This window comes from Pedobacter sp., assembly GCF_041645105.1.
Taxonomy (GTDB): Bacteria; Bacteroidota; Bacteroidia; order Sphingobacteriales; family Sphingobacteriaceae; genus Pedobacter.
Map to the genome: position 1 here is coordinate 489493 of NZ_JBAZQQ010000001.1, position 24686 is coordinate 514178.

At 38.0% G+C, this 24686-nt stretch carries 17 protein-coding genes; 2 read left to right on the plus strand and 15 right to left on the minus strand.

Features of this window, described 5'->3' with window-relative positions:
- Window positions 1-9 precede the first annotated feature (9 nt).
- Together WC623_RS02055 and WC623_RS02060 are read right to left on the minus strand one after the other, a co-directional pair.
- Entirely contained in the window at window positions 10-3063 is a 3054-nt protein-coding gene (locus WC623_RS02055) for a SusC/RagA family TonB-linked outer membrane protein (RefSeq protein WP_372847846.1), read from the minus strand.
- A gap of 577 nt (window positions 3064-3640) precedes the next feature.
- Window positions 3641-4654, minus strand: coding sequence for a LacI family DNA-binding transcriptional regulator (locus tag WC623_RS02060; RefSeq protein WP_372847847.1), 1014 nt, complete (start codon window positions 4652-4654; stop codon window positions 3641-3643).
- Between the two features lie 201 nt (window positions 4655-4855).
- Here WC623_RS02060 and WC623_RS02065 point away from each other — a divergent pair, with 201 nt between their 5' ends.
- Entirely contained in the window at window positions 4856-6007 is a 1152-nt protein-coding gene (locus WC623_RS02065; RefSeq protein ID WP_372847848.1) for a fatty acid desaturase, read from the plus strand.
- A gap of 10 nt (window positions 6008-6017) precedes the next feature.
- Here the strand turns inward: WC623_RS02065 and WC623_RS02070 are convergent, their stop codons facing one another.
- From WC623_RS02070 to WC623_RS02110, 9 genes are all read right to left on the minus strand, one after another.
- Window positions 6018-6710 (minus strand): GDSL-type esterase/lipase family protein, encoded by a 693-nt coding sequence (locus tag WC623_RS02070; protein WP_372847849.1) that lies wholly within the window; start codon window positions 6708-6710, stop codon window positions 6018-6020.
- 31 nt (window positions 6711-6741) lie between these two features.
- Window positions 6742-8082, minus strand: a complete 1341-nt coding sequence (gene glpT, locus WC623_RS02075) for a glycerol-3-phosphate transporter (protein ID WP_372847850.1) — start codon at window positions 8080-8082, stop codon at window positions 6742-6744.
- Between the two features lie 107 nt (window positions 8083-8189).
- Window positions 8190-9092: a glycerophosphodiester phosphodiesterase family protein gene (locus WC623_RS02080; RefSeq protein ID WP_372847851.1), complete on the minus strand. Its 903-nt coding sequence runs from the start codon at window positions 9090-9092 to the stop codon at window positions 8190-8192.
- 31 nt (window positions 9093-9123) lie between these two features.
- On the minus strand, window positions 9124-10539 hold the full coding sequence (locus WC623_RS02085) for a calcineurin-like phosphoesterase C-terminal domain-containing protein (protein WP_372847852.1): 1416 nt from the start codon (window positions 10537-10539) through the stop codon (window positions 9124-9126).
- A gap of 19 nt (window positions 10540-10558) precedes the next feature.
- Window positions 10559-11125: a hypothetical protein gene (locus tag WC623_RS02090; protein ID WP_372847853.1), complete on the minus strand. Its 567-nt coding sequence runs from the start codon at window positions 11123-11125 to the stop codon at window positions 10559-10561.
- Between the two features lie 121 nt (window positions 11126-11246).
- Window positions 11247-12794, minus strand: a complete 1548-nt coding sequence (locus WC623_RS02095) for a DUF5689 domain-containing protein (RefSeq protein WP_372847854.1) — start codon at window positions 12792-12794, stop codon at window positions 11247-11249.
- A gap of 24 nt (window positions 12795-12818) precedes the next feature.
- Complete coding sequence (locus WC623_RS02100; RefSeq protein ID WP_372847855.1) at window positions 12819-14384, minus strand: SusD/RagB family nutrient-binding outer membrane lipoprotein; 1566 nt, start codon at window positions 14382-14384, stop codon at window positions 12819-12821.
- A 12-nt stretch (window positions 14385-14396) separates the two neighbouring features.
- Window positions 14397-17660, minus strand: a complete 3264-nt coding sequence (locus WC623_RS02105; RefSeq protein ID WP_372847856.1) for a SusC/RagA family TonB-linked outer membrane protein — start codon at window positions 17658-17660, stop codon at window positions 14397-14399.
- Between the two features lie 167 nt (window positions 17661-17827).
- Complete coding sequence (locus WC623_RS02110) at window positions 17828-19438, minus strand: glycerol-3-phosphate dehydrogenase/oxidase (RefSeq protein WP_372848970.1); 1611 nt, start codon at window positions 19436-19438, stop codon at window positions 17828-17830.
- A gap of 200 nt (window positions 19439-19638) precedes the next feature.
- Between WC623_RS02110 and WC623_RS02115 the strand changes: the two genes are divergently transcribed.
- Window positions 19639-20403: a DeoR/GlpR family DNA-binding transcription regulator gene (locus WC623_RS02115; protein ID WP_372847857.1), complete on the plus strand. Its 765-nt coding sequence runs from the start codon at window positions 19639-19641 to the stop codon at window positions 20401-20403.
- Window positions 20404-20419: 16 nt separating this feature from the next.
- Here the strand turns inward: WC623_RS02115 and WC623_RS02120 are convergent, their stop codons facing one another.
- The 4 genes from WC623_RS02120 to WC623_RS02135 form a co-directional block, all read right to left on the minus strand.
- Window positions 20420-21391, minus strand: coding sequence for a polyprenyl synthetase family protein (locus WC623_RS02120; protein WP_372847858.1), 972 nt, complete (start codon window positions 21389-21391; stop codon window positions 20420-20422).
- 5 nt (window positions 21392-21396) lie between these two features.
- A complete protein-coding gene (locus tag WC623_RS02125) occupies window positions 21397-22812 on the minus strand; it encodes a rhodanese-like domain-containing protein (RefSeq protein ID WP_372847859.1) in 1416 nt (471 codons plus the stop codon).
- A 71-nt stretch (window positions 22813-22883) separates the two neighbouring features.
- A complete protein-coding gene (locus WC623_RS02130; RefSeq protein ID WP_372847860.1) occupies window positions 22884-23900 on the minus strand; it encodes an asparaginase in 1017 nt (338 codons plus the stop codon).
- A 2-nt stretch (window positions 23901-23902) separates the two neighbouring features.
- Window positions 23903-24670: a TatD family hydrolase gene (locus tag WC623_RS02135; protein WP_372847861.1), complete on the minus strand. Its 768-nt coding sequence runs from the start codon at window positions 24668-24670 to the stop codon at window positions 23903-23905.
- Window positions 24671-24686 lie beyond the last annotated feature (16 nt).

A 24686-nucleotide genomic window follows, 5' to 3' on the forward strand; every position in this document is an offset into this window, starting at 1 on the left:
AGTCAACAATTAAAATGATGTAGATAGGCCAAATGTTACACTCTTTTGTTGAGGAGTCGTCAAATAAGTGACATTAGGACTCATGTTTCTGTCCTGCGGATTCGCAAAATCTCTGGCTATTTCGGGGTCACCTCCGGGATACTTGCTAAAGGTGAGCAAATTCATCCCTGCCGCAAATACTTTTAAACTCTGTAACCGTAACTTTTGTGCAAAACTGACAGGCAATGCATAAGAAAGTGTAACTTCTCTTAATCTAACAAAGGTAGCATCATATAGAAACAAGGTTGAATTGTACTGCCATTCGCTTGCTAGTCCGGGATAAGCATTCGTATTTAAAGTTAACCTGGGGAACCTAGCGATATCGCCGGGTTTTTGCCAGCGGTCGGCAATATCTGTACGAATATTCCAATCCGTAACAATACCTAACTGACGCTTTGCAGATCCATCATAAAGATTACCACCAATTGCAAAAGTAAACAGGGTATTTAACTCAAAACCTTTATATGAAAAAGTATTCGTTAAACCTCCTACATAATCAGGTAATACCTGTCCGGTAATTACGCGGTCATCTAAAGAGAAGGTCTTAGTTTCGTAACCATCTTTATTCAGCCAAATTGGTAATCCATCAGCTGGGTCAACCCCTTTATACCTCACCAAAAAATTTACACCTAGTGGATGGCCTATGGCTAACCGGGTATCATTTGTTCCACCAGACACCGCGTCGGCAGAAAACCCATTTAAATCCAATACCTTATTGCTATTCTGCGATACATTTAATCTCGTCACCCATTTAAACTTATCTGACTGGATATTAATCGTATTTAAACTTAGCTCCAGGCCCTCGTTTAAAATAGTTCCAACATTTACCCAACCAGTTAAAAAGCCCGTTGAAGGAGATACGGCACCGTTAAGTAATGCACCTGATGTTTTTTTATGATAATAGGCCAGCTCTCCACTAATCCTATTGTTAAATAGGCCAAAATCAAGACCAAGATCGAAGTTGCGACCTTCTTCCCATTTCAGATTTGGGTTAGCTACGTTACTTGGATATACAGAAACTCCTCCATTGTATATGCTTCCCGGACCATAATAGGCATCATATTGTGCAGAAGGGAACTGAGAACTGCCGACTAAACCATAGCTTGTTCTTATTTTTAAATTTGACAGCACTTTATTTCCTTTCAAGAAGTTTTCTTCACTGATATACCAGGAAGCAGATGCTGCAGGAAAATATCCATACTTGTTATTCGGTCCGAACTTGGAAGATCCGTCCCTCCTTGCAAGAACCTGTAAGTAATATTTATTGTCATATGAATAGTTGATTCTTCCAAATAAAGACTCAAATGTATCTCTAAGATCTCCGGGCACATAAAAGAGAGGCGTAGATTTTAGGGTATTCATTGCTTGATTCAAACTTTCACGATCTTTATTGAAAGGCCCGTCAGCCTCTCCATAAATTCCATTGGGATGACGGTGACGGTAAGTAACTTGTGTTTCTACACCGGCAAGAAACGAAAGCTTATTCTTATCATTCAATTGCAAATCGTAATTAGCCGTTCCGGTTAGCGTATTGTTAAATATCTTTGTTGGCCATGAATTAGCATATCCTCTCGATTGATTTCTAAGCTCTGCGGGTTGAAACTGGTTCTCTTTAACATTCATGTTATCGATGTTCGCAATCGCTTTGATACTTAAATTCTTTACAGGTTTAACTTCAAAAGTAACCCCGGCAATTACGCGGTCAGTAACCGCTTTCCAATCTAGCAGATTTACATTTCTTACTGGATTCGCACCACTGTTGAAATAAGAACCATCAGCATTGTAAACGGGATAAATTGGTAAAGCTGTGGACATTGCATCACCTAAACCGCCACCCCAGGCTGCATTTACCCTGGTGTTCGTTCCTCTATCGTATCCTACATTGATGCTGGTATTGATATACGAATTTGCTTTAACGTCCAGATTGGTTCTGAAACCATATCGTTCGTAACTGTTACCTTTAAGAAAACTCTGATTATCACTGTAATTCGCAGACACGAAGGCTTTTATGCGCTCTGTCCCCTGACTGTATGAAATGCTTTGATCATTCGTATGTCCTGTTTTCGTTAACAATCCCCACCAATCAGTATTATTTTTTTCAGCTGTTTCCCAGCTTATTCCATTTGGCAAAGTAGCCAAACCTACATTTCCATCATTTGCCCATGCTTCCTGACGCAATTGCAACCACTCCGATCCGCTTACAAATTCCGGACGGTTAGCATAGGTGGTTAAACCGTATTTGGTAGACAGATTGAAAGTCGGTCTGCCCAACTTCCCTCTTTTTGTAGTAATTAAAATCACCCCGTTTGCACCTCGGGAACCATAGATACCTGCTGCACCTGCATCTTTCAATACCTCTACGGACTCAATGTCATTAGGATTAATGGTTGCCAGTGGATTCTGGTTCATTCCGCCCCGATTGTCACCAATAAACGGATCTGAAGTAATTGGAATACCATCTACTACATAAAGTGGATCACCACCGGCAGAAATTGAACCGATACCGCGGATCCTGATTACAGAACCACTTCCAGCAAGTCCGCTACCTTGTGTTACCTGTACACCTGGAGCCTGTCCCTGCAAACTAGCTTCAAAACTTGGTGTAGGAATAGCGGTTAGCTTTTCGCCGGTTACTTTAGAGATAGATCCGGTTACTTCGCGACGTGTTTGCGTGCCATAACCTACTACCACTACTTCGTTTAAACTCTGTTGATCTGGCTTCAAGCTAAAGTTGACAACTGTGTTACCGTTTATCTTTACTGTTTCTTGTTTAGGCTGGTAACCTACGTAGCTAATTAGCAAAGCTACAGTACCATTATTTAAACCTGTAATCTTATAAGTTCCGTCAGCATTGGTGAGTGTACTTTTACTGATACTCTTGATCTGTACAGATGCGCCTGGTAGTGGGATTCCGGTCTCATCCAGTACTTTTCCAACCAGGGCTCCGGTCTGGGCATTTGCCCCTAGTGCTGTTAAAACCAAAAGCACCAAAAGGTAATGCTTTTTTAGGTAAAATACTTTCATATTTGAACTCGTTTTAAGGTGTAATATTCGGTTAACGTTAAGTGTATGTAACACTTATGGTAAATTTACAGTCGCCAACGACAATTCAAAATTTTATATCATATTTTTTTTTAACACCATATTTTATACTTCAAATTGCAAATTATTTGCAAAATTATTTGCAAGCTCATTTTGATAAAAACCACCAAACAAAAAAGCAATATACTGAACAACAATTAATTACAAAGTAAAATCAGCAAAGAAAGTGTATTTATTACACTTTACGTTTTTTAGCTCTTTTATCGGGATCGTTCCCGGGATCGTTCCCGGAGTTTTCAACACTTTTTGGAGAGACCGTTGAAAGGAAGAGCAGAAATTCTGCGTAAAACAAGAAAACCGTCAGATTTTTTTTTCAAAATGGACGTTTTTCAAGGCCTAAAAAATCATGTTTTTTAGCACCGAAATCTCCACCGTTTTTCAGCTTGTTTAAAGGGAGAATTTGTGTCCCAGATTCGGACCAATCAGAACCTTTCAATGGGCCCATAAAGCGGCCATAACAAATATGCGCTGTTGGCAATAATCGATTTCGAAAATTTAGTTAGTTATTTTCTGTTGAACGTCTTTTAACCAGTTTTGAATTCAGTACAATTTTTTCATTCGGATCTACAGATTCTGGATTCTCGAGCATTTTAAACAAAAGGTTTGCAGCTTCTGTTCCAATCTTTGTAGCGGGCTGTGTAATCGTAGTTAAAGAAGGGTTTAACAATGGTGCTATTTCCAGACTAGAGAAACCAATCACTTTTAGCTGGTCTGGCACAGATATATTTAAATCATAGCAAGCATAATAAGTAGCAAAGGCAAGTCTTTCTACCGAAGTAAAAACACCATCCGGTTTTAGCTCTTGCAGCATTTGCTTTAGGATCACATTATTCTTAGCATAGCTATTTGTACAATCGACTACATAACGGTCATCATAAGGAATGTTATGTTTCAGTAAAGCATCAATATATCCCTGCATCCTGAATTTACCTATCGATAGGTTTTTATTGATAACCAGATAAGCGATGTGTTTACAGCCTTGTTTAATCAGGTGTTGTGTTGCAGAAAAACTACTGTCATAATCATTGGTAATTACCCTTGGAGTGATGATATCCTCGTAAACCCTATCAAAAAAAACAAGTGGCAAGCGTTTTTGGGTTAGTTCGTTCAGATAAGTATGATCGTTTGCCTCACCGGTTACAGACATGATAATGCCATCGGCCCTGCCATTGTGTAAGTGCCTGATGAAGGATACTTCTTTTTCATAAACGTCGTCCGTTGAATAGATCAGAATGTGGTAACCTTTGTCGCGTGCAATTTTCTCTATACCACGTATGGCTTGAGAAAAAAAATTGTTGGCCAGCTCAGGAACAATTACGGCAATGGTTTTACTCCGTTGCTCCCTAAGATTACTTGCATAATGGTTAGGTTGGTAATTGAATTCTTTTGCTTTAGCCAGTATTCTTTCTTTCGTTTCCTTATTGATATCGCTATTATCCCTAAAAGCTCTGGAGACTGTCGATGTTGACAAGTTCAGGGCTTTGGCCAACTGCTTGATATTGATGTTTTCCATCTATGTATAGATAATGATTGGTATAGAACCATTAATTTAGCGGTAAATATAATTGAAAATCCAAACCCTTTGTGATTTCGTAACTAAATAATAATATCAATTGATATAATAATATGATGGTACTGGCATGATGTATGTGTTAATTATGTTACATTAGCAAATCGACAAGAAGATATAACACTACCCAGCAGGGAATAATTTATGACAAAAAAGGTTAAGTTCACGAATGTCAGTAAGTCGACATTTTACGTGACAGTGCGGAAAAGGGTAGATGCTTATTTTACTGACAACAACATTTCCATCCATGCAAACCCAGCGATGTGGTTTAAAACAATTTTCTTTCTGATAGGAATACTAGCTATTTATTTATTGATCCTTCTTGGAGGTTTTAATCCGGTAGTAACCCTTGTATTATGTGCCCTTCTGGGCATGTTTGGAGCTTTTGTAGGCTTTAATGTTTGCCACGATGCCATCCATAAGGCTTACTCCTCTAATGCCAGGGTAAACCAGCTTTTTAGTTTTGTATTTAATCTTATTGGTGCCAGTCCCTATGTGTGGAACATCTGCCACAATATTGTTCACCATACTTATACCAATATTGCGGGACATGATGAGGATATAGATGTGGCGCCCGGACTAATTCGTTTCTCGGAATCTGAAACGGTAAATAAGGTGCAGAGTTACCAGCATTATTATGCTTTTCTACTGTATAGTTTTGCCATGCTTTCCTGGGTATTCAGAAAAGATTACAAGAAATTCTTTCAGAAAAAGATTGGCGAACAGGTTGCAAACCATCCTAGAATAGAATATTTTAAGCTTTTCTTTTATAAAGGGATCTACTATTTCTTATTCATTTTGCTGCCTTTATTAGTGATGAACATTACCTGGTGGCAGTTTGTAATTGGCTTTCTGGTAATGCAATTTTCGCAAGGTTTGGTACTAGGTCTTGTTTTTCAACTTGCACATGTGGTGGAAGGCACTAGCTTTCCTTTTCCTAATGAAGAAGGAAATATTGAAGAAGCCTGGGCTGTCCACCAAATGCAAACCACGGCAAACTTTGGGGGCGACTGCAAAATCACCAGTTTTTTTTGCGGGGGCTTGAACAGACAGGTGGAGCATCATCTTTTCCCTAAAATATGTCACATCCACTACCCTGCCATAGGTGCTATTGTAAAGCAAACGGCTGCTGAGTTTGATCTTGATTATATTGAAAGTCCAACTTTTGGTGCGGCACTTGTTTCTCACTATATAACGCTTAGAAGGTTAGGTAAGGAGACCTACAGTGAAACCCCTTACATAAACAGGCCTGATCAATATATGAACAGGCCCGCTATGGTATATTTAAAAAAATAAGTTGATCAGATTATTTTAAATAACCACCCTTTTTGAGCACTTCTGCCCAAACCTGGTAGCCTTCCGGCTTCAGGTGCAACCCATCGTGTGTGAGTTCTGCTTTTAAATGATTCTCAGAATCCAGAAAATGTGTATACAAATCAATTACGGTTACTTTTTTATCTGCAAACTTTCTGATTTCAGAATTGAGCCATAAAATATGATCGTCTTTACCGTAATGGTTTTTAAATTTATTAAACGAACTATTTACAGGTAATAAGGTATAAAAATAGATTTTAGTCTTTTTTGAGCCTGCTTGTATCCTCCTGATGATATTTTTATAATTCCTTAAAATAATGCTGTCAGGAATATTCCTTGATATGTCATTAATACCAATTAATACAAAAACTTTCTTAGGCTTTTCTGACACCACCTGATCAAGGCGTTCTAATACACCAAAAGTAATATCTCCGGAAATCCCTCTGTTTTTAGCATTGGGAAGATCAAGCAATTTTGCCCAATTGGTACCTGCGGTAATGCTGTTACCCAAAAACACGAAGTCATTTTTATTGATGCCTTCTGCTTTAAACTCTTCTACTTTTTTAAGATAAGCTTTAGGTCTGTAAGTGCTATCCCATGTTACTTTCTGAGCACTGGCTGCACCAGTTGTAAATAGCATGATCAAACTTAACCCTGCTATAATTCTTTGACATCTGTGGTTCATACTGTGTTTTTTTAAAATTACAAGTTACTGTTTATGCAACTCCTAAATTTTTTTTCTCCCTGTTCCAGGTTAATGCAGTAAAGAAAATAGATAAGATACAGGCACCGATAATCAGCTCAAATCCACCATCCCAACCCCATTTATCTACTACCAGACCAATGGCTATGTTAGCGAATAAAGCCCCGCCCATATAACCGAAAAGACCTGTTAATCCAGCCGCGGTACCCGCAGCTTTTTTAGGAACCAGATCAAGGGCCTGCACTCCTATCAACATTACAGGACCATAAATCAAGAAGCCTATAGCAATTAATGCAGCATTATCAACCCAAATGTTCCCTGGCGGATTTTTCCAATATATTAGAACAGCAATTGTTACCAATACCATATAAATAATAGTAGCCGGTGCTCTGCGCCCTTTAAATACTCTATCACTAATCAGTCCGCATAACAATGTACCTGGAATTCCTGCCCATTCATAAAGAAAATATGCCCAACCTGATTGTTTCAAAGAGAAGCCCTTTGCTTCTTCAAGGAAGGTTGGCGACCAATCTAGAATACCATATCTAACCAGGTAAACAAATGCATTTGCAAAAGCGATGTACCACAGTACCCGGTTATTAAATACATATTTAAAAAAGATCTCTTTCGCTGAAAGTTCCTTCTCATGATCTACCGAATAATTTGCAGGATAGTCATTTTTATATTCTTCAATTGGCGGCAATCCACAAGATTGTGGAGTATCTCTAACTAAAATGTATGCAATAACTGCAAAAACCAAAGCTATTAGACCTGGGAAATAAAATTTACTATGCCAATCTGCAAAAATCTCGATTGCAAGAATCGCAATTGGACCTACCAAGCCTCCACCAACGTTATGTGCAACATTCCATATTGACATCATAGTACCCCGCTCTTTTATTGAATACCAATGCACTACTACCCTGCCACATGGAGGCCACCCCATTCCCTGAAACCACCCATTGATAAATAGTAATATAAACATCACTGTTATGGATGAAGTAGCAAATGGGAACACTCCCATAAAAATCATGGTAAATGCAGAAAGGACTAATCCAACAGTAAGGAAATTACGGGCATTGCTTCTATCAGAAACATTACCCATTAAAAACTTACTCAAACCATAAGCGATAGAAACACCAGATAAAGCAAAGCCCAACTGTGCCTTGGTATATCCTTGATCAATAAGATCCGGCATCGCTAACGAAAAATTCTTGCGAACTAAATAGTAACCAGCATACCCCAAAAAGATTCCTAAAAAAACTTTAAAACGTTGCTTCTTATACTCAGGATCAATCCTGCTTAAAGGCAAAAGCTCTTTATGTGGAGCAGGAGAAAATAATTTATTACTCATTAAATGGTTAGTTTTACTTGTTTAATCGTTTTTGGTTTTGTTGATGAGAGAACGTTAAAGATTCAGCATGTTTGGTTATGAACATGCTGTTTTGGGTTTTGTGAAATCTAGTTAACCAATAGGTTAGGATAATCAGAAATGATCCCATCAACATTTAACTGCTTCATGGCTACAATCTCCTCCTTAGTATTCACTGTCCATGGAATAACCTTTATCTTCTTTTCATGACATTTCTTTACCATCTCTTCATTAACCAATTTGTAAAGAGGGCTTAAGATAAATGGATTAAATCCAAGATCAGCTAAATTCTCTTCAACTGTCTTTTTGTTATTGATCAGGAAAGAAGTTCTTACATGTGGGTATTTCTTATTTAATACCTGCAATGTTCTTTTATCGAACGACTGAATAACGACATAAGGAGTGATTCCTTTTTTCTCAATTACATCCATCAGTAACTTCACAAACTCTTCCGGTCCCGGGTGTACAATCCCATCGCCTTTTGCACTACATTTAGTTTCTATGTTATAGAACATTTGCTTTTTGCCTTTACTGTAAGCTTGCGCATCATCAATAAGATCAGATAGCAAAGGAATATATGATTTCACTTTCTTTTGTTCCGGGAAACCAGCATTAATTTTTGTCCCCAGGTCAAACTGCTTCAACAGACTATAATCCATCTGGTATACTGCATATTTCTTAGCATCAGATTTTGGAATTTCTTTTCCATCAGGTGTCAGCATAAATGAAGGACTCAGGTAATCGTCATGAGTCACTACAACCTTGCCATCTTTGGTAATATGTGTATCCATTTCTAAAGTAGTAATACCCAAATCGATAGCATGACGCATTCCGATAATTGTGTTTTCAGGCATCAGCCCTCTGGCTCCTCTATGCCCTTCAGTACTAAAGGCCGGGAATTCTACTTTAGTCATTGTATTTGATTTTTGCACGGTTTTACAAGCCGACAAACTTAACAAAGCCACTGTGGCTACACAAATTACTTTCTTCATTGATTTGTATTTGGTTATTGTATCTAATTATTTAAGCATTAACGATTATTGTATATTTTTCACCAAAGCGATCAGTAACTATGACCTTCACATTTTTTACCTCAGGACCAAAATGTGCTATAAACAGGTGATCTGTTTTTTTCGGTTCAGCAAAAGAACGGGTAACAGGGAGTTTATCTCCTTTGTACAATTGTACGGCTAAAGGATCGAAACCTTTTTGTTGTTCCATTATTCCCATTGCTTTATCGTCCAGAAAATATTCTACTTTCCATTGTGGATCCCAGTTCCAGACATTGGCAATTGCCCGTTTTTGATTGGTTAAAGGTTCAACAAACAGGTTAAACTGTTTGGTTTTATCAAACCCCGTTGATTTATAATACCACTTTAAGTCGGTTCCATCTACTTCGTAAACTCCATAACCACGAGGAGTTCCATCACCACAAATCGGGCCTGTCCACCATGCACCGCATACTGTACCATGGTTGTGTTCGTAGATGTTCTCGTTTATTACTTTGTTGAGATTATAGTGGGTATGACCAGTCATGATATGTACATTGGTATACCCCTCTAGTAATGCATATAAAGCTGCATTATTTTTAACTGAATTATGAATCGGGATATGTGCATTAATGATCAATAACTGATCCTTAGCAACATACTTCAGGTCCTTAGCAAGCCATTCAAGTTGATTTTCTACGATATAACCATCATAATTACGTTCAGTACCTAAATACCGTACATCATCTAATACAACATAATGTGCCTTACCTCGGTTAAATGAATAGTAGGTCGGGCCAAATACTTCCTTAAAGGTTTTATCTGAGGTTTCATCACCACCCATTCTATAATCCATATCATGATTACCCAATGCCTGGAAAAAAGGGATGCCCATATCCGCGACAGCTTTATTGTAATCTGGGAACAAAGGGAGATTATCCCATACAATATCTCCTACACAAATACCGTGAACCAATGCATCTGGTCCCATAGATTTCACCAATTGCTGCACGTCAGGAACAGAAGTATCCATCATTTGCTTCACATCTTTCTTGGTTTTTACCTGAGGATCCGCCCAAACGATAAAACTATGCTTAGTATCGTTCTTTTTTAATGCCTGAAGTATAAAATCATATTGATTGCGACTTCCCAGAGTTTCGTACTGTCTGCTGATGCTATAGTCTGTTTTAAACTCATAACCTGCAGGTGTACTCATAAAAACATTGGTAGCCATATCGTCCGTTTTAATGGTATAATTACCTTTGGAGTCTGTTAACACCACACTATAGCCATCAGATATTACTACATTGGCTATACCTCTTTTACCATCAGTAACTCTACCTTTAATTTGCTTATCTCTCTTTAAATCCGAGAATGCACTAGTTTGTAAACTGATAAACGCACCCCCTGTAATTAAACCGAGGGATTGTATAAAAGATCTTCTATTCATATCTTAAATGACTGGTGATTTAGTTTTCGTATACAGCAAAATCATCAATATTGAGACGCCCATTTTTTATAGATGGATCTTCTTTTGAAGAACCTAGACCTAACTTATTAATACGGAAACGAACTTTACCTTTAATGTCAGGGTTAAATGTAACTACTTTTAAGGCCGGTGCTAGGTCAGAAATATCTGTACCTACCTGAGTCCATGTTTTCCCCTTATCCATAGATGCTTCCAGCCTCCAGGTACAAGTAAGATCCTTTTGAAAACTGCCATAAGCAACCTCTACTTTTGAAGCACCATTTGGCAAATCAAAATTCATTTGTAGATATACAGATCTGTCTTTATTTTGTTGCATCCTAACAGATTGCTTTCCGTTAAATCTATCTTTATTTTCAAGAGCCCCCAAAAGTGCATCATCAAAAGTCCAGTTGCCGCTTTTTAAATCAACCTTTGCAGATTTATATCTTGATTTAGCAGAAGTATCAGGTGACTCGAATTGCTCAGGAAAGTTGGCATAAAGATTTCCTTTTTGCGCAAAAACATAATTTGATGCACAAAGCATTATTAGAAGGAACATTTTTTTCATCTAGTTTGGTTTTGAGTGGCTTAAATCTTAATTTTTTATGGTAGCCTAATTAAAAAAGGAGCTATTTAAATTAACAGGAGCTATAATGATAGCTCCTGTTGATAAAAATTAATATTTGTTTTTAGTTTACAACCTTTGTTACATCTGGTCTGCTAGTGTCCGGTCTTTGTTCAATTAAAGACAATGGAGAATTTTTAGCAATTGGCCATGTAGTATGCGCCCTTTTAGTTGTCCATTTTTTTGTCGTCGCATCATACACTCCACCTAAATAACTAAACTGACTATCGACAGCGACTACAAACTTTGCAGTGTTCTTTCCTTGTCTGAAAAACGGTTGATATGTGGTTCCATCATACACATTATACATATCGTTATTACTAATAGAATAACCAACCCCTGCACCATAAACATCCCCACCATTTCCGCCAAAAAACACCACATCTGAAGGTACCGTAAATAGACTCACATCTGTAGTCGCAAAAATTGAAATACCTGCTGCATTTCCACTATTAGCCAGAAGATTACTCGTTTTATCTCCAATGCCATCATCCCCGTCTTCATTACTATAAAGCTTACTAACAATCCAGTTTGCATTACTGATATCAGTTGAGGTTTGGCCTGCGATTTGTTTCAAAGCACCGACATAAAAGAATGTCCCTTTTGCCACGGTTCCCTTTGTAAGTTTAAATTTATAGGTCCGTACCCCACCTCTATTCCATCCATTAACAGGAAAATCGGAACCAGTTGCTCCTGCATTATTAGAGGTATACACACTGAAAGGTTTTTGTCTAAAATCCAAATCCTGAGTTGCCATAAATTGTATGTACTCATAGTTAGCATCTGTACCAGATGGATTTGCAAAATAACCTGTAATAATTGCAGGATTTGGACCCAACGGAATATTAGGATCCACTATTATACTAGTAGCTTCAAAATCTGCCTCTATACGTGGCCATATCTGAGAAACACCTGTCGCTGTTGGGATTACAATCCCTTTTACATTAGCTGTCCAAGGTAACAATTCGGACTTAAAATTAGCAGTATTATTAACCTGCATTTGAAGATCTCCTAAGCCATCGTTTAGTATTTTTGTACCTTCAAGCGTTTCTACACCAATATTAGGTTCAAAATTACCATTATACACCGCTGCATAAACCCCTTCGAAGTTATCAGGTTTAGCAGACAAAGCTACAGTAGATATTGGTATAATAAGTACATTAATACCAGTCGCCACTCTCTTAACATTAGAGGCAGGAACTCCTGTTATTTGTAAAATGCCGTTTACTCGCTTTAAGGTGCCTCCCTCAATATCAATATGTACTGAATCTCCAGGCATATAATTTGCTGCGGCTGCACCAATATTAATGGCCATTCCCCTTAAAGAATCTATTCCATTACCAGTCATTCTTAAATTTTGGATAAACAATAAGCCTTCTGGCAAATTGTGACCCGAATGATCAGAGGTAACTTGTCCTTTTACGGAGACCGCTTCTCTCGTAACTTGTCTGGTTAAAATCACATCATTTCCCCTATAAAGCTTTTTTAAATCAAAATTGGAAATAAATGGACTAGGTGTGACAATCATATAATCACTATCCCTTTTACATGCAGACAAAATAGCCAGACATGCCCCTACGATCAGTATATGTTTTTTTAAAATCTTTTTCATAACTATTTTTCTAAATATTAAGAATTAGGGTTTTTGCCACCAAACCAATGTATTGATATCATCTGCACCTTGAGCGGCAACAGCATTCTTATAGTTAGTCGGATTTGTCGATTGCGTTACTAGTGGGTAATTTAACCTAGCCGGCATTACACCTCCATTAGCTAAACCCGGTCCCTTTGGTAAAATAGGATGTCCTGTACGCCTATACTCAAACCATTGTTGAAAATCAACCAAAAACATCGCATAATACTTTTGAATATGTATCATCTCCATCTTACTATTTCCTCCTATGCTAGCATCATCTAATGGTAAAGCTGGATTCCATTTTAAGTTTGCATCAGTAATATACTTTATGAAATTAGCATCTGTCGGACCTGTATATAAAGTTGGCATCCAGTAAGAAATTGCATCAGCCATTCCTTTATTATAATAACTCTCCGCAGAGCCAATGATCCAACCTTTTGCTGCGGCCTCAGCCAAGATAAAACTTACTTCAGCACTATTCATAATGATACCAGTATTTGGATCTGTTTGCAAGGTAAACTTGTTCTCTGCATCTGAATTAAAATGAGCCTGTATGATTACACCAGAACCTGGCAAAAACCCACTTGGAACACCCACATATCCATCTACTCCTTTATCAATACCGAAACGAGGTACACCGCCAGTACCCAAAGCAGGATCAACTCTTGGATCTTCCCAAGAAACCAATTTACCTAAGAAGAAGTCGCAAATAGGCATGTTTCTAAAATCAACCGCACGTATACCTATCATATATGGAGAAGAATAAACAGCACTACTACTATTAGTTCCATTCCATAAAATTTTAGCTGTCTGTGTATTATTTTCTATAATCGGATATTCAGCAGGGTTAGTATCAATCATCTCTTTAATTTTTGCTTTTACCGTACTTGCAACTTCTATTTTCCCAGAAGCACGAAGCAATAGTCTTAAATAAAGCGAATTACCAAACCTTCTCCATTTTGAGATATCTCCTTTATAAACGGGATCACTTGCATCTATGGCTGTACCCTCTTTCAATAAGTCATTTGCTTCTTCCAGCTTTTTAAACATATCTTCATAGATATCTTTTTGCTTATCAAACACAGGCTGCATATTGCCAGTCCTCCCCATATTCGCCTCGGAATAAGGTATATCGCCATAAGTATCAGTTAATAATGAAGATACCCAGGTTTGTGTAATCAGCGATATTCCCTGGTATGATTTATTTAGACTCTCTGGTTTACTAGCAATGGTATAGATGTCTTTAAGATCCGTCATATTTGTATACCAGGCATTCCAGGTATAATCCGCCCATGTTCTTCTTACATCATAACGAAAAACCTTACCCTCAGCATCGCTAATTTCTACTGAAACCTGCATCAACTGATTGTTGAAGTTCCAGTTACGAATCATATTAGCATATAATATGTTGACTAATGCAGGCTGTAGCAATCTTCGGGCCTCTACTTCTCTCTCACCAATAGGATCAATATTTACATCGATGAAATCCTTTTTACAGGATAGCGTTGTTGACAGACCCAAAACCGTTAAAAGTGTATATACAATAGTATTTTTAATCTTTTTCATAATTTCTATAAATTAAAGGCCCACAACTAAACGTACACCATAAGTTCTCGTAGATGGCAATTGGCCTGTTTCAAATCCTTGAACGATATCCGAACCAGCCATGGTTCCAAACTCAGGATCGAATGCAGGCCACGGCGACCAAATAAACAAATTACGCCCATAAACACTAAGTGTTGCTTTATTAAAACCTATAGATTTTAATAATTTTTTATTAAGAGAGTAGCCAAAACTTGCTTCTCTGAATTTAACATAATCTGTTCTAAAAATACTTCCTTCAGCTTGACCGCTTCCATATACCGATTCATAAAAAGCAGCAAGGTCAGTAGCGATTACATCATTTTTACGGAATGTACCATCAGGGTTCTGTAAAACACCATCTCCAATTACACCATTATATCTTCCAGGTAATGTAACTTTATGTTTACCCAAAGAAGCCATTCTTGAGAAGGTAAGTGAATGACCAACTCCCCCAACCTGAGCATCAAACAAAACATTCAAGTTAAATTGCTTATAGTTAAACCCTGTACCAAGACTAAATCTCATAGTTGGCATGGTATTACCAAGATATAGCAAGTCAGGATTTTCTAAAGCTACTCCTGTCTCAGGATTAAATATGATCTGACCATCTGGTGAGCGGAGGTAACCTCTTCCATATAAATCGCCCATGCTACCACCAACATTTGCCACAACCTGGCCACCACCCAATGCTCCTGTACGGAGTACAACAGAACTATCTGCCAATTCTTTAATTACATTCTTATTGGCAGAAAAAGTTGCAAAAGTTGTCCACTTAAACTTTTTTGTTTGTATGGGGGTACCATTAAGTGCAATCTCAATTCCTTTATTATCTACTCTACCAACATTAACGATCTGCGTATTGTAACCAGTAGATTTATCTACGATTCTATTTAATATTTGGTTTTTGGTATTACCTGCATACACAGCAACATCTAAACCTAAACGATTCTTAAACATTTTTAAATCTAATCCCAATTCAATTGTAGTCGTTTTAAGCGGCTTCAAATCATAATTAGGCAATGCTCTTGGATTGTTCATTGAAGTGTCAGGATAAATTCCATCTGCTGCTTTTAAATAATAATATGCAGTTCTATATGGAGTATTACTTCCGCTACCTACCTGGGCTATTGAGGCTCTTAACTTAGCAAAGCTAAATGCCTTTGGGAGCTTCCAATAATCAGAAGCCACAAAAGCTAAACTAGCAGATGGATAGAAAAAACCTACGTTGTCTGTATGTGTTAATGTTGCCAAAGTACTATTCCAATCCTGGCGACCTGTAATATCTAAGTATAAAAAGTTTTTATATCCAAATGAAGCGGAGGCATAGAAACTATTGATTCTATATCTTGCTGTATCTGGAACATAAACCAAAGGGTTTTCATTGTTATCCAATCTATACTCATTTGGGATTACCAAACCGTCTGCACGAGTTTCCATCCTACCATATTCATTGCGCATCTGACTACCACCAAAATTTGCTGTCAAATGTAAATCCTTATTGATTTTCTTATCATATTTCAACAAGAAGTCGGCATTGATCTCATAAGAACGCATATCTGATACACGATAAGAACCATGTGCAAACTTATTTCCAGATGCATCCCAAGGGCGGCGAGTGTTACGAATCTCATCATTTAAATCTATCGACGCCCGAGCCATTAAACTAAATTCTTTATTAAATTTGTAATTAGCTTGAATATTACCTAAAATTCCATTTCTTCTTTGCGCATTTATATATTGCTCTGAAATAGCATATGGACTCTCCGGGTTAGTCGTTGTAAGATTAATCAATTGTTCATATTGCTTACCAGGAGCCCAATAATCTCTATACCAATCAACATTTACGTTTGGCTGTGCAAACATAAACCAGTACATCAGTGATTGGTTACCATAACCAGTAGCAGGTAAGTTATCACTATGCCTGTTACTATATTGTGCTTTTAGATTTATACTTAGCTTTTTAGTTAGGTTGGTGTTTGCATTAAAGGAAACAGTAGTTCTTTCGTAGCCTGTATTTGGCACAATCCATTCATTGCTGCCATGACTTGCAGAAAAACGCATCGCAACTTTCTTATAAGTACCATCTAAACTTATTGAATTCAATGATTCGAATCCAGTTATAAAAAAGGCATCAATAGGGTCCTTATAAGCTACCCACGGAGTCCTTTCCAGACCTTGTTTTTTTGTTAATGGATCGTATTGATAGTACATTCTTCCACCATCAAATGGAGCTCCCCAGGTTGAACTAGTCCCATTAGTACTCGCCCCATCAGGAGAAGTACCATATGAGAAATAAGGAACGCCAAAAGTACCTGCACCAAACTCTTGTTGTCTGTCTGGTCCTCTGTTAATATCTTGCCATGAGCTGTTTGACGTAAAGGTAATGCCCATTGTCTTCCTATCTTTAGTCGCTGACTTAGTAGTAATGATAACTGCTCCGTTAGCACCTCTCTGTCCATATAATGCCGATGCTGCAGGGCCTTTAAGTACAGTAACACTTTCTATGTCATCGGGATTTATATCATTAATCCCACTACCAAAATCCGCAGGCATGATATCACCAGATGTACCGTATACGCCTCCACCAGTAGCAGCTGTACGTTTCGAACTACTTGATGCCACAACACCATCAATTACGATAAGGGCTTCATTATCACCTGTAAGGTTATTTTCACCACGCAAAATAATTTTGTTGGAACCAGAAGGACCATCATTACGAACCATGTTCAAACCTGCAACTTTACCTGATAATGCATCAGTCCAGTTACTTGAAATGGCATTGGTTAACTGAGTACTATCAACTGTAGTTGTGGCAAAACCTAAAGATTTCTCTTCACGTTTAATGCCCAATGCGGTAACAACTACCTCGTTAAGCTCAGAACTTGAGCTCTTCAACTCAACAGCCATAGCTGTCGTTGCATTAGTAACCATTCGTTTAACAATAGTATAGCCCAACATATTAAAAGAAACTTCTGTCCCTTTCACTACGTTAACACTAAAAGCGCCTTTTGAATCTGTTACACCTAAAACTTTTCTCTGGCTGTCAGAAATAGTTACTCCCGGTATAGGCTGACCATCTTCAGCATCTTTGACAGTACCTTTTACATTAACTGTTTCCTGAAAAAACAGCTCACCTAAAGGCTGTGCTTCACTCGCCTTAAGCATTTGTGGCAATTGTAAAAAGACCAAAATGCCTGCTAATGCGAGGTACTTGAGAGGCCTTTTAAATTGCACGTTGTTAGTAAAATTTTTAATCATAATGCTAGTTAATAATTTGGTTAACGTTTTTTTTTATTTTCTTTATTCCAAAACACAATCTTAAAATCTGCTCCATTTCCTCTGCAATATTTCGTTTTATTTCGAATCTTTCATTTGCTGCAAATATCAAGGTTGCAATATTAAATACATGTTAAGTCTCGATTAAGTTAGGCTATGGCTTTAACTCCAGCTTTATCAAAACCTTCTTTTAAAGGCGTATATAATAAATACTGGCTAACCAGCGCCGTAAACTCTTCTATCTGCCCATTTATCCACTGGTCATCTTTACCTAATTCTCCCGCCATTAATTTTGCTACGGCTGGAGCAAGTGTTAATGCCCCTTTTGCATCCAGAAACAATAGACGCATCCTGCGGGAGAGTACATCTTCAATTGTACGCGCCATTTCATTTCGAACCATCCAAACCACTTCTGCTTTAGTATATTTAAAACCAACTTGTAATGCTTCTCCTAACTCAGGGCTCGTTTTCAAAAGGTTACGAATCCCCTCTGCATCCGCGCCATACAAACTAAGCGTTCCCTCTTGAATTTCAGGCATATACCCATGAATCTTAACATCTTGAGTTACACACTTTTTCGTTACCAGCTTACCCAATTCAATTGCCTTATCTACTACATCCATCGCCATCCTGCGATAAGTTGTCCACTTACCTCCTGTTATTGTAATTAAGCCTGATTCACTTATGATGAGCTTATGGCTTCTGGAAATCTCTTTTGTACTATTGGTATCTTTACCAGGAGCTGCCAATGGGCGCAAGCCCGCAAATGCGGCAAGCACATCATTCCTGGTTGGCTCTTTAGTAAGATATTTCCCTGCAGTAGTTAATATAAACTCAATCTCTTCGTCTAATGGCTTTGGCTCTAATGAATGTTCGTTTAATGGAGTATCGGTTGTACCAACCAACACTTTTCCATGCCATGGCACAGCGAATAAAACACGTCCATCCGGAGTTTTAGGAATCATCAAAGCACTATCACCTTTTAAGAAAGACGGATCCAGCACCACGTGTGCACCTTGACTTGGACGAACAATAGCTCTACCAGATGGCACATCCATCTTTAAGATCTCATCCACAAAAACACCAGTAGCATTAATTACTACTTTCGCTTTTAACGTATAATTTTTCTTAGTCTCAGTATCTATAAAACTTACACCGTTTATAATTCCGTTCTCTTTCGTTAAATCAGTAACCTTAGTATAATTTAACAAAACACCACCATATTCAGCCGCAGTCTGCGCCAGGTTCAAAGCTAATCTTGCATCATCAAACTGCCCGTCACTATAGCTAACTCCACCAATCAAGCCCTCAGACTTCAATCCTGGTATTGCACTTAGCACTTTCGAAGCTGACAAGAAGGAAGATTTCTTAAAACCACTCTTGCCTGCGAGCAAATCGTAAAGCTTTAAACCGATCAGGTATTTATATTTAGATAAAAACGAATAAACAGGAATAATAAATTCCTGATCTTTAACTAAATGAGGCGCATTTTTCAATAACAAGCCTCTTTCATGCAAAGCCTCATATACTAATGCAACATCACCTTGCGCCAGATAACGGACACCACCATGAACTAATTTAGTACTGCGGCTTGAAGTTCCCTTTGCAAAATCAGATTGCTCAAGCAGTAAAGTACGATAACCTCTACTGGCTGCATCAACAGCTGTTCCTAACCCTGTTGCTCCACCTCCAATAATAATAACATCCCACTCTACTTGCTCTTCTACCTGACTAATAAATGATTCGCGTTTAAACACCATTTTGTTTCTTTTCAATTTTAAATATCAATATTTCGTAATCTTTCGTTTACAATATCAAATATAATAAAACGAAACTAAAAAAAGACAGATATTAAAAAAAAACAAATTGGTAATATTATTTTTTTAACGTTAAGTTTGTTAAAAAGCGCATTTTGAAATTAAAATAATGCTTATATTACTTCATAGATATAGACACACAAATGATTAACATAGCCGAAAGACATCAGTATATTTTAAATAAAATTCAAACAGATGGCGCAATAGACGTCCAATCGCTCTGCAAAAAACTAAACGTTTCTTCCGTAACCATACGTAAGGACCTGAAACTACTCGAAGATAAAAACCTTTTATTCAGAACGCACGGAGGAGCAACATTAAACAATCCATACACGGTAGATAGGCCAGTAAACGAAAAAGAGCATTTGCAATCTGCTGAAAAAATGAGAATTGGAGCTTTAGCCGCAGGTCTGATTGAAGACAACGATTCCATCATTATTGCCTCAGGCACTACAGTATTGGCCATGGCACGTTGCATTAAGCCTAAAGGCAACTTAACAGTACTCACCTCTGCCTTAAATGTAGCATTAGAACTACTTAACCATGCCGACGTTGAAATTATCCAGCTAGGCGGTCTGGTGAGAAAAAGTTCAGCATCTGTTGCAGGACCCTATTCAGATAATGTATTGGGTAATGTTTTTTGCAGTAAATTGTACCTGGGTGTCGATGGGATAGACTTAGAATTTGGCTTAACCACAACCAGTGCATCTGAAGCGCACCTGAACAAACAGATGATAGAATCTTCTCAGAAGGTAATTGTATTGGCCGACTCAACCAAATTCGGAAAACGTGGTTTTGGGAAAATCTGTGGAATTGAAGCTGTAGACCACATCATTACAGACTCTGGAATTCCTGATCAGGTAAAAAAAGGACTAGAAGGGCATGGCATAAAGGTTTCTATTATATAATAAGAAACCTTGAAACTTACTTTTTACGTTCTGTAGTATATCGTACCAATTGCTCAAGTCCGGTTCTGGCATCACCGGGCTCAAAACTATGCAAGATATCAAAAGCCTCTTCTTGATATTGGACCATTTTTTCATTAGCATAATGTACACCTTCCTTTGCGTTTACAAAGTCTATGATCTCCTGTATTTTTTCAGGTTCTTCATTATGGTTTTTTACCAGGTTAATGATTCTTTTCTTTTCAGCCTTCTCAGACCTGTTTAGTGCATAAATAAGAGGTAGCGTTACTTTCTTCTCCTTTATATCGATACCCAGTGGCTTGCCCACATCATCGGTTCCGAAATCAAAAGTATCATCCTTAATCTGAAAAGCGATCCCCACCTTTTCACCGAACATCCTCATTTTCTCTACCGTTTCCTCGTCAGCTCCTGCAGAAGCCGCTCCACAAGCACAACAAGAAGCTATTAACGAAGCTGTTTTTTGTCTGATGACATCAAAGTAAAGTTCTTCGCTTATATCCATCCTCCTCACCTTTTCGATCTGTAATAACTCGCCCTCACTCATTTGTTTTACTGCTTCAGAAACAATTTGCAATAAGCGGAATTCAGAATTATTCACAGAAAGTAATAAGCCTTTGGCTAATAAATAATCACCTACTAAAACGGCAATTTTATTTTTCCAGAGTGCGTTTATAGAAAAAAATCCACGTCTTTCATAAGCATTGTCCACCACATCATCATGTACAAGTGTCGCGGTATGCAACAACTCTACCAATGCTGCTCCTCTATGGGTAGACTCAATAATACCGCCACATAACTTAGCAGCAAAAAAAACAAACATTGGCCTGATCTGTTTCCCCTTACGTTTTACAATGTAATGAGTAATCCGATCCAACAATGGTGCATCGCTATGCATAGAAGCTTTAAACTTCTCCTCAAAGGCATCTATTTCTGCAGCTATAGGCAGCTTTATCTGATTTATCCCTGGCATCTTTATTAGGCTTTCATCGCTTTAGAAGGACAGGCAAAATCAGTCCGTTTTAAACTTGTATTTTTTATAGCACCATAGCCACCAGCAATATCAATCACATGATCTACCCCTCTTGCTTTAAGGATAGATGCAGCAATCATAGAGCGATAACCACCAGCACAATGAATATAATAGGTTTCTTTTTGATTGACCTCATTAGTCCAATCATTTATATAATCAAGAGGACGTGCCATTGTCAACTCCAGATGCTCAGCTTCATATTCTCCGGGTTTTCTCACATCAAGCACTTTAATAGCCGCATTCGCTTTAGCTATTTTCTCGAATTCATCTGCAGAAATAGATGCTATACTATCTATATCTTTCCCGGCCTCTTGCCATGCTGTAATTCCGCCTTCCAGATAACCGATCGTATTATCATAACCAACTCTTGCCAAACGGGTAATCGCTTCTTCTTCTTTACCAGCTTCAACAATCAATAATAAAGGTTGCTTTAGATCAGTAATCAACGCGCCCACCCATGGGGCAAATTGTCCGTTCAGTCCAATGTTAACAGAAGAAGGTATAAAAGCTTTAGCGAATACCTGTGGATCACGCGTATCCAGTACCAGTGCGCCTGTTAAATTCGCCATACTTTCGAACGCTGAGGGAGTTAAAGGCTTAAGCCCTTTTTCAAAGACATCATCCACACGCTCATATCCATACTTATTCATCGCAGCGTTCTTGGCAAAATATTGCGGAGGGGGCAAAATACCATCAGTAACCTCTTTTATAAACTGCTCTTTTGATGTTGCTTTAAGCGCATAATTTACCTGCTTCTGATTTCCCAATGTATCAAAGGTCTCTTTACTCATGCTCTTACCACAAGCCGATCCTGCTCCATGTGCAGGATAAACCAACACATCATCAGGTAAACCCATGATTTTGCTATGCAGAGAATCATACAAAGTACCTGCCATATCTTCAATAGTCTGATCCCCTTGCTGCGCAAGATCCGGTCGCCCCACATCACCAATAAATAAGGTATCGCCACTAAAAATGCAATGTGATTTCCCTTCCTTATCTGTAAGCAGATAAGTAGTAGATTCTGACGTATGACCAGGTGTATGCAATGCAGTGATCGTCAGTTCTCCAATTTTAAACTGCTCACCATCTACAGCTATGTAAGATTTAAACGAAGTCTTCGCGGTTGGTCCATAAACAATTTCTGCACCTGACTTCTCTGCCAGATCGATATGCCCGGAAACAAAATCAGCATGAAAATGCGTTTCAAAAATATACTTGATTACAGCATTGTCCTTCTTAGCCCTTTTAAGATAAGGTTCAACCTCACGTAAAGGATCAATAATTGCAGCCTCCCCATTACTTTCAATGTAATAGGCAGCCTCAGCTAAACACCCTGTATAAATTTGCTCTATTTTCATTAGTCTTACTTATTGATCCCCAAATTTAAGATTATAAACCCTGCACAAAAAACAAATGCATAAGTTTTACTTTAGGCGGTCAATTCTCCCCTAAGCGACTGCTCCATTAATTTAGCCACTTCAGACTTATCATGTCCTTGAGCCATTAAGTACATCAACTTTGTAATTGTAGCTTCGAAAGTCATATCGTATCCACTGATTACTCCCATCTGCTGTAATTCCTTACTTGTTTCGTACTTGCCAAGTTCTACGGATCCCCGTTGACATTGAGAGATATCAACAATAATTTTACCGCTATTGATCGCTTCTCTTAAGCAATTAATAAACCATGGGGCAGTAGTCGTATTTCCGGAACCAAAGGTCTCCAAAACAATCGCATCCACTGGCGAGTGTGTAATGGCCATTACTGCCTGTTGTGATATTCCTGGATACATTTTTAAGACCCCTATATTCGAATTAAAATCCAATAGTACTTCTAATTCCTTTTCAGGTTGTGGCAATATATAATTCTTGAAGAAATTCAAATGCACCCCCGCCTCGGCCAATATTGGATAATTAGGAGAACGGAATGCCTCAAACTTCTCCGAGTTATATTTTATAGAACGATTGCCCCGAAACAACTGCGAATCGAAATAAATACAAACCTCTGGAACTTTAGCTTTCCCATGTAGCTTCATAGCTGCAATTTCCAATGCCGTAATCAAGTTCTCTTTCGCATCGGTTCTGATCTCGCCAATTGGCAGCTGAGAGCCAGTAAGAATAACTGGCTTACTTAAGTTTTGAAGCATGAAACTCAATGCTGAGGCTGTAAAAGCCATTGTATCTGAGCCATGCAATATTACAAAACCATCAAATTCATTATAGCGGGTATGAATCAGCTGCGCTAACTCTGCCCATATAACCGGATGCATATTTGATGAATCCATAATTGGATCAAAAGAATGTACCTCCAGTTCATAATTCAGTCTGGCCAGTTCTGGCACATTCTGCTGTATCTGCTTAAAATTAAAAGGAATTAAGGCGCCAGTATCGGTATCGTTTACCATCCCTATAGTTCCACCTGTGTATATGATGAGTATTTTGGTCATTGTTAAATCTTAAAAATGCTAATAGAGTTTGCAGTAGTAACGGCTGCTATTTCTTCAATACTGGTTTCATAAATCTCGGCCAGCTTCTGAGCAATATGCACCAGATAGCTACTTTCATTTGGTTTACCTCTATATGGTACTGGTGTCAAATATGGTGAATCTGTTTCCAAAACAAGATTCGCCAATGGCACTTGCTTCAAAACTTCATCCAATCCAGCCTTTTTGTAAGTCACCACACCTCCTATACCTAAATAAAATCCAAGTTCAATTGCTTTATTAGCCTGTTCAAGGTTCCCAGTAAAACAATGCAAAATCCCTCTTAATTGATTATCCTTTTCCGATTCTAGTATTTCAAAAATCTCATCAAACGCTTCCCTGCAATGAATTACAATTGGAAGATCAAGATCCTTTGCCCACTTAATCTGCTCACAAAAAGCTATCTGTTGAAAAGCAAGTGTACCTTTATCCCAATGCAGGTCTATACCAATCTCACCTATAGCATAAATATCCCTATCAACCATGCTCTGACATATCTCATCCAAAACCTCCTCATAATTTTCTTTTACATCACAAGGATGTAAACCTGCCATGGCAAAGCAGTTTTTAGGATACTTTTTTACCATACTGTCAATTTTTGCAATTGATTCAACATCAACATTAGGCAAAAATAAGCGATCAACCTTATTTTCAAAACAACGTTGCATGAGCTCATCTAGTTTATCCCCATCTGTTTCATAATACAAATGGGTATGGGTGTCTGTAAAAAGCATTGGCGAAGTTAACAAA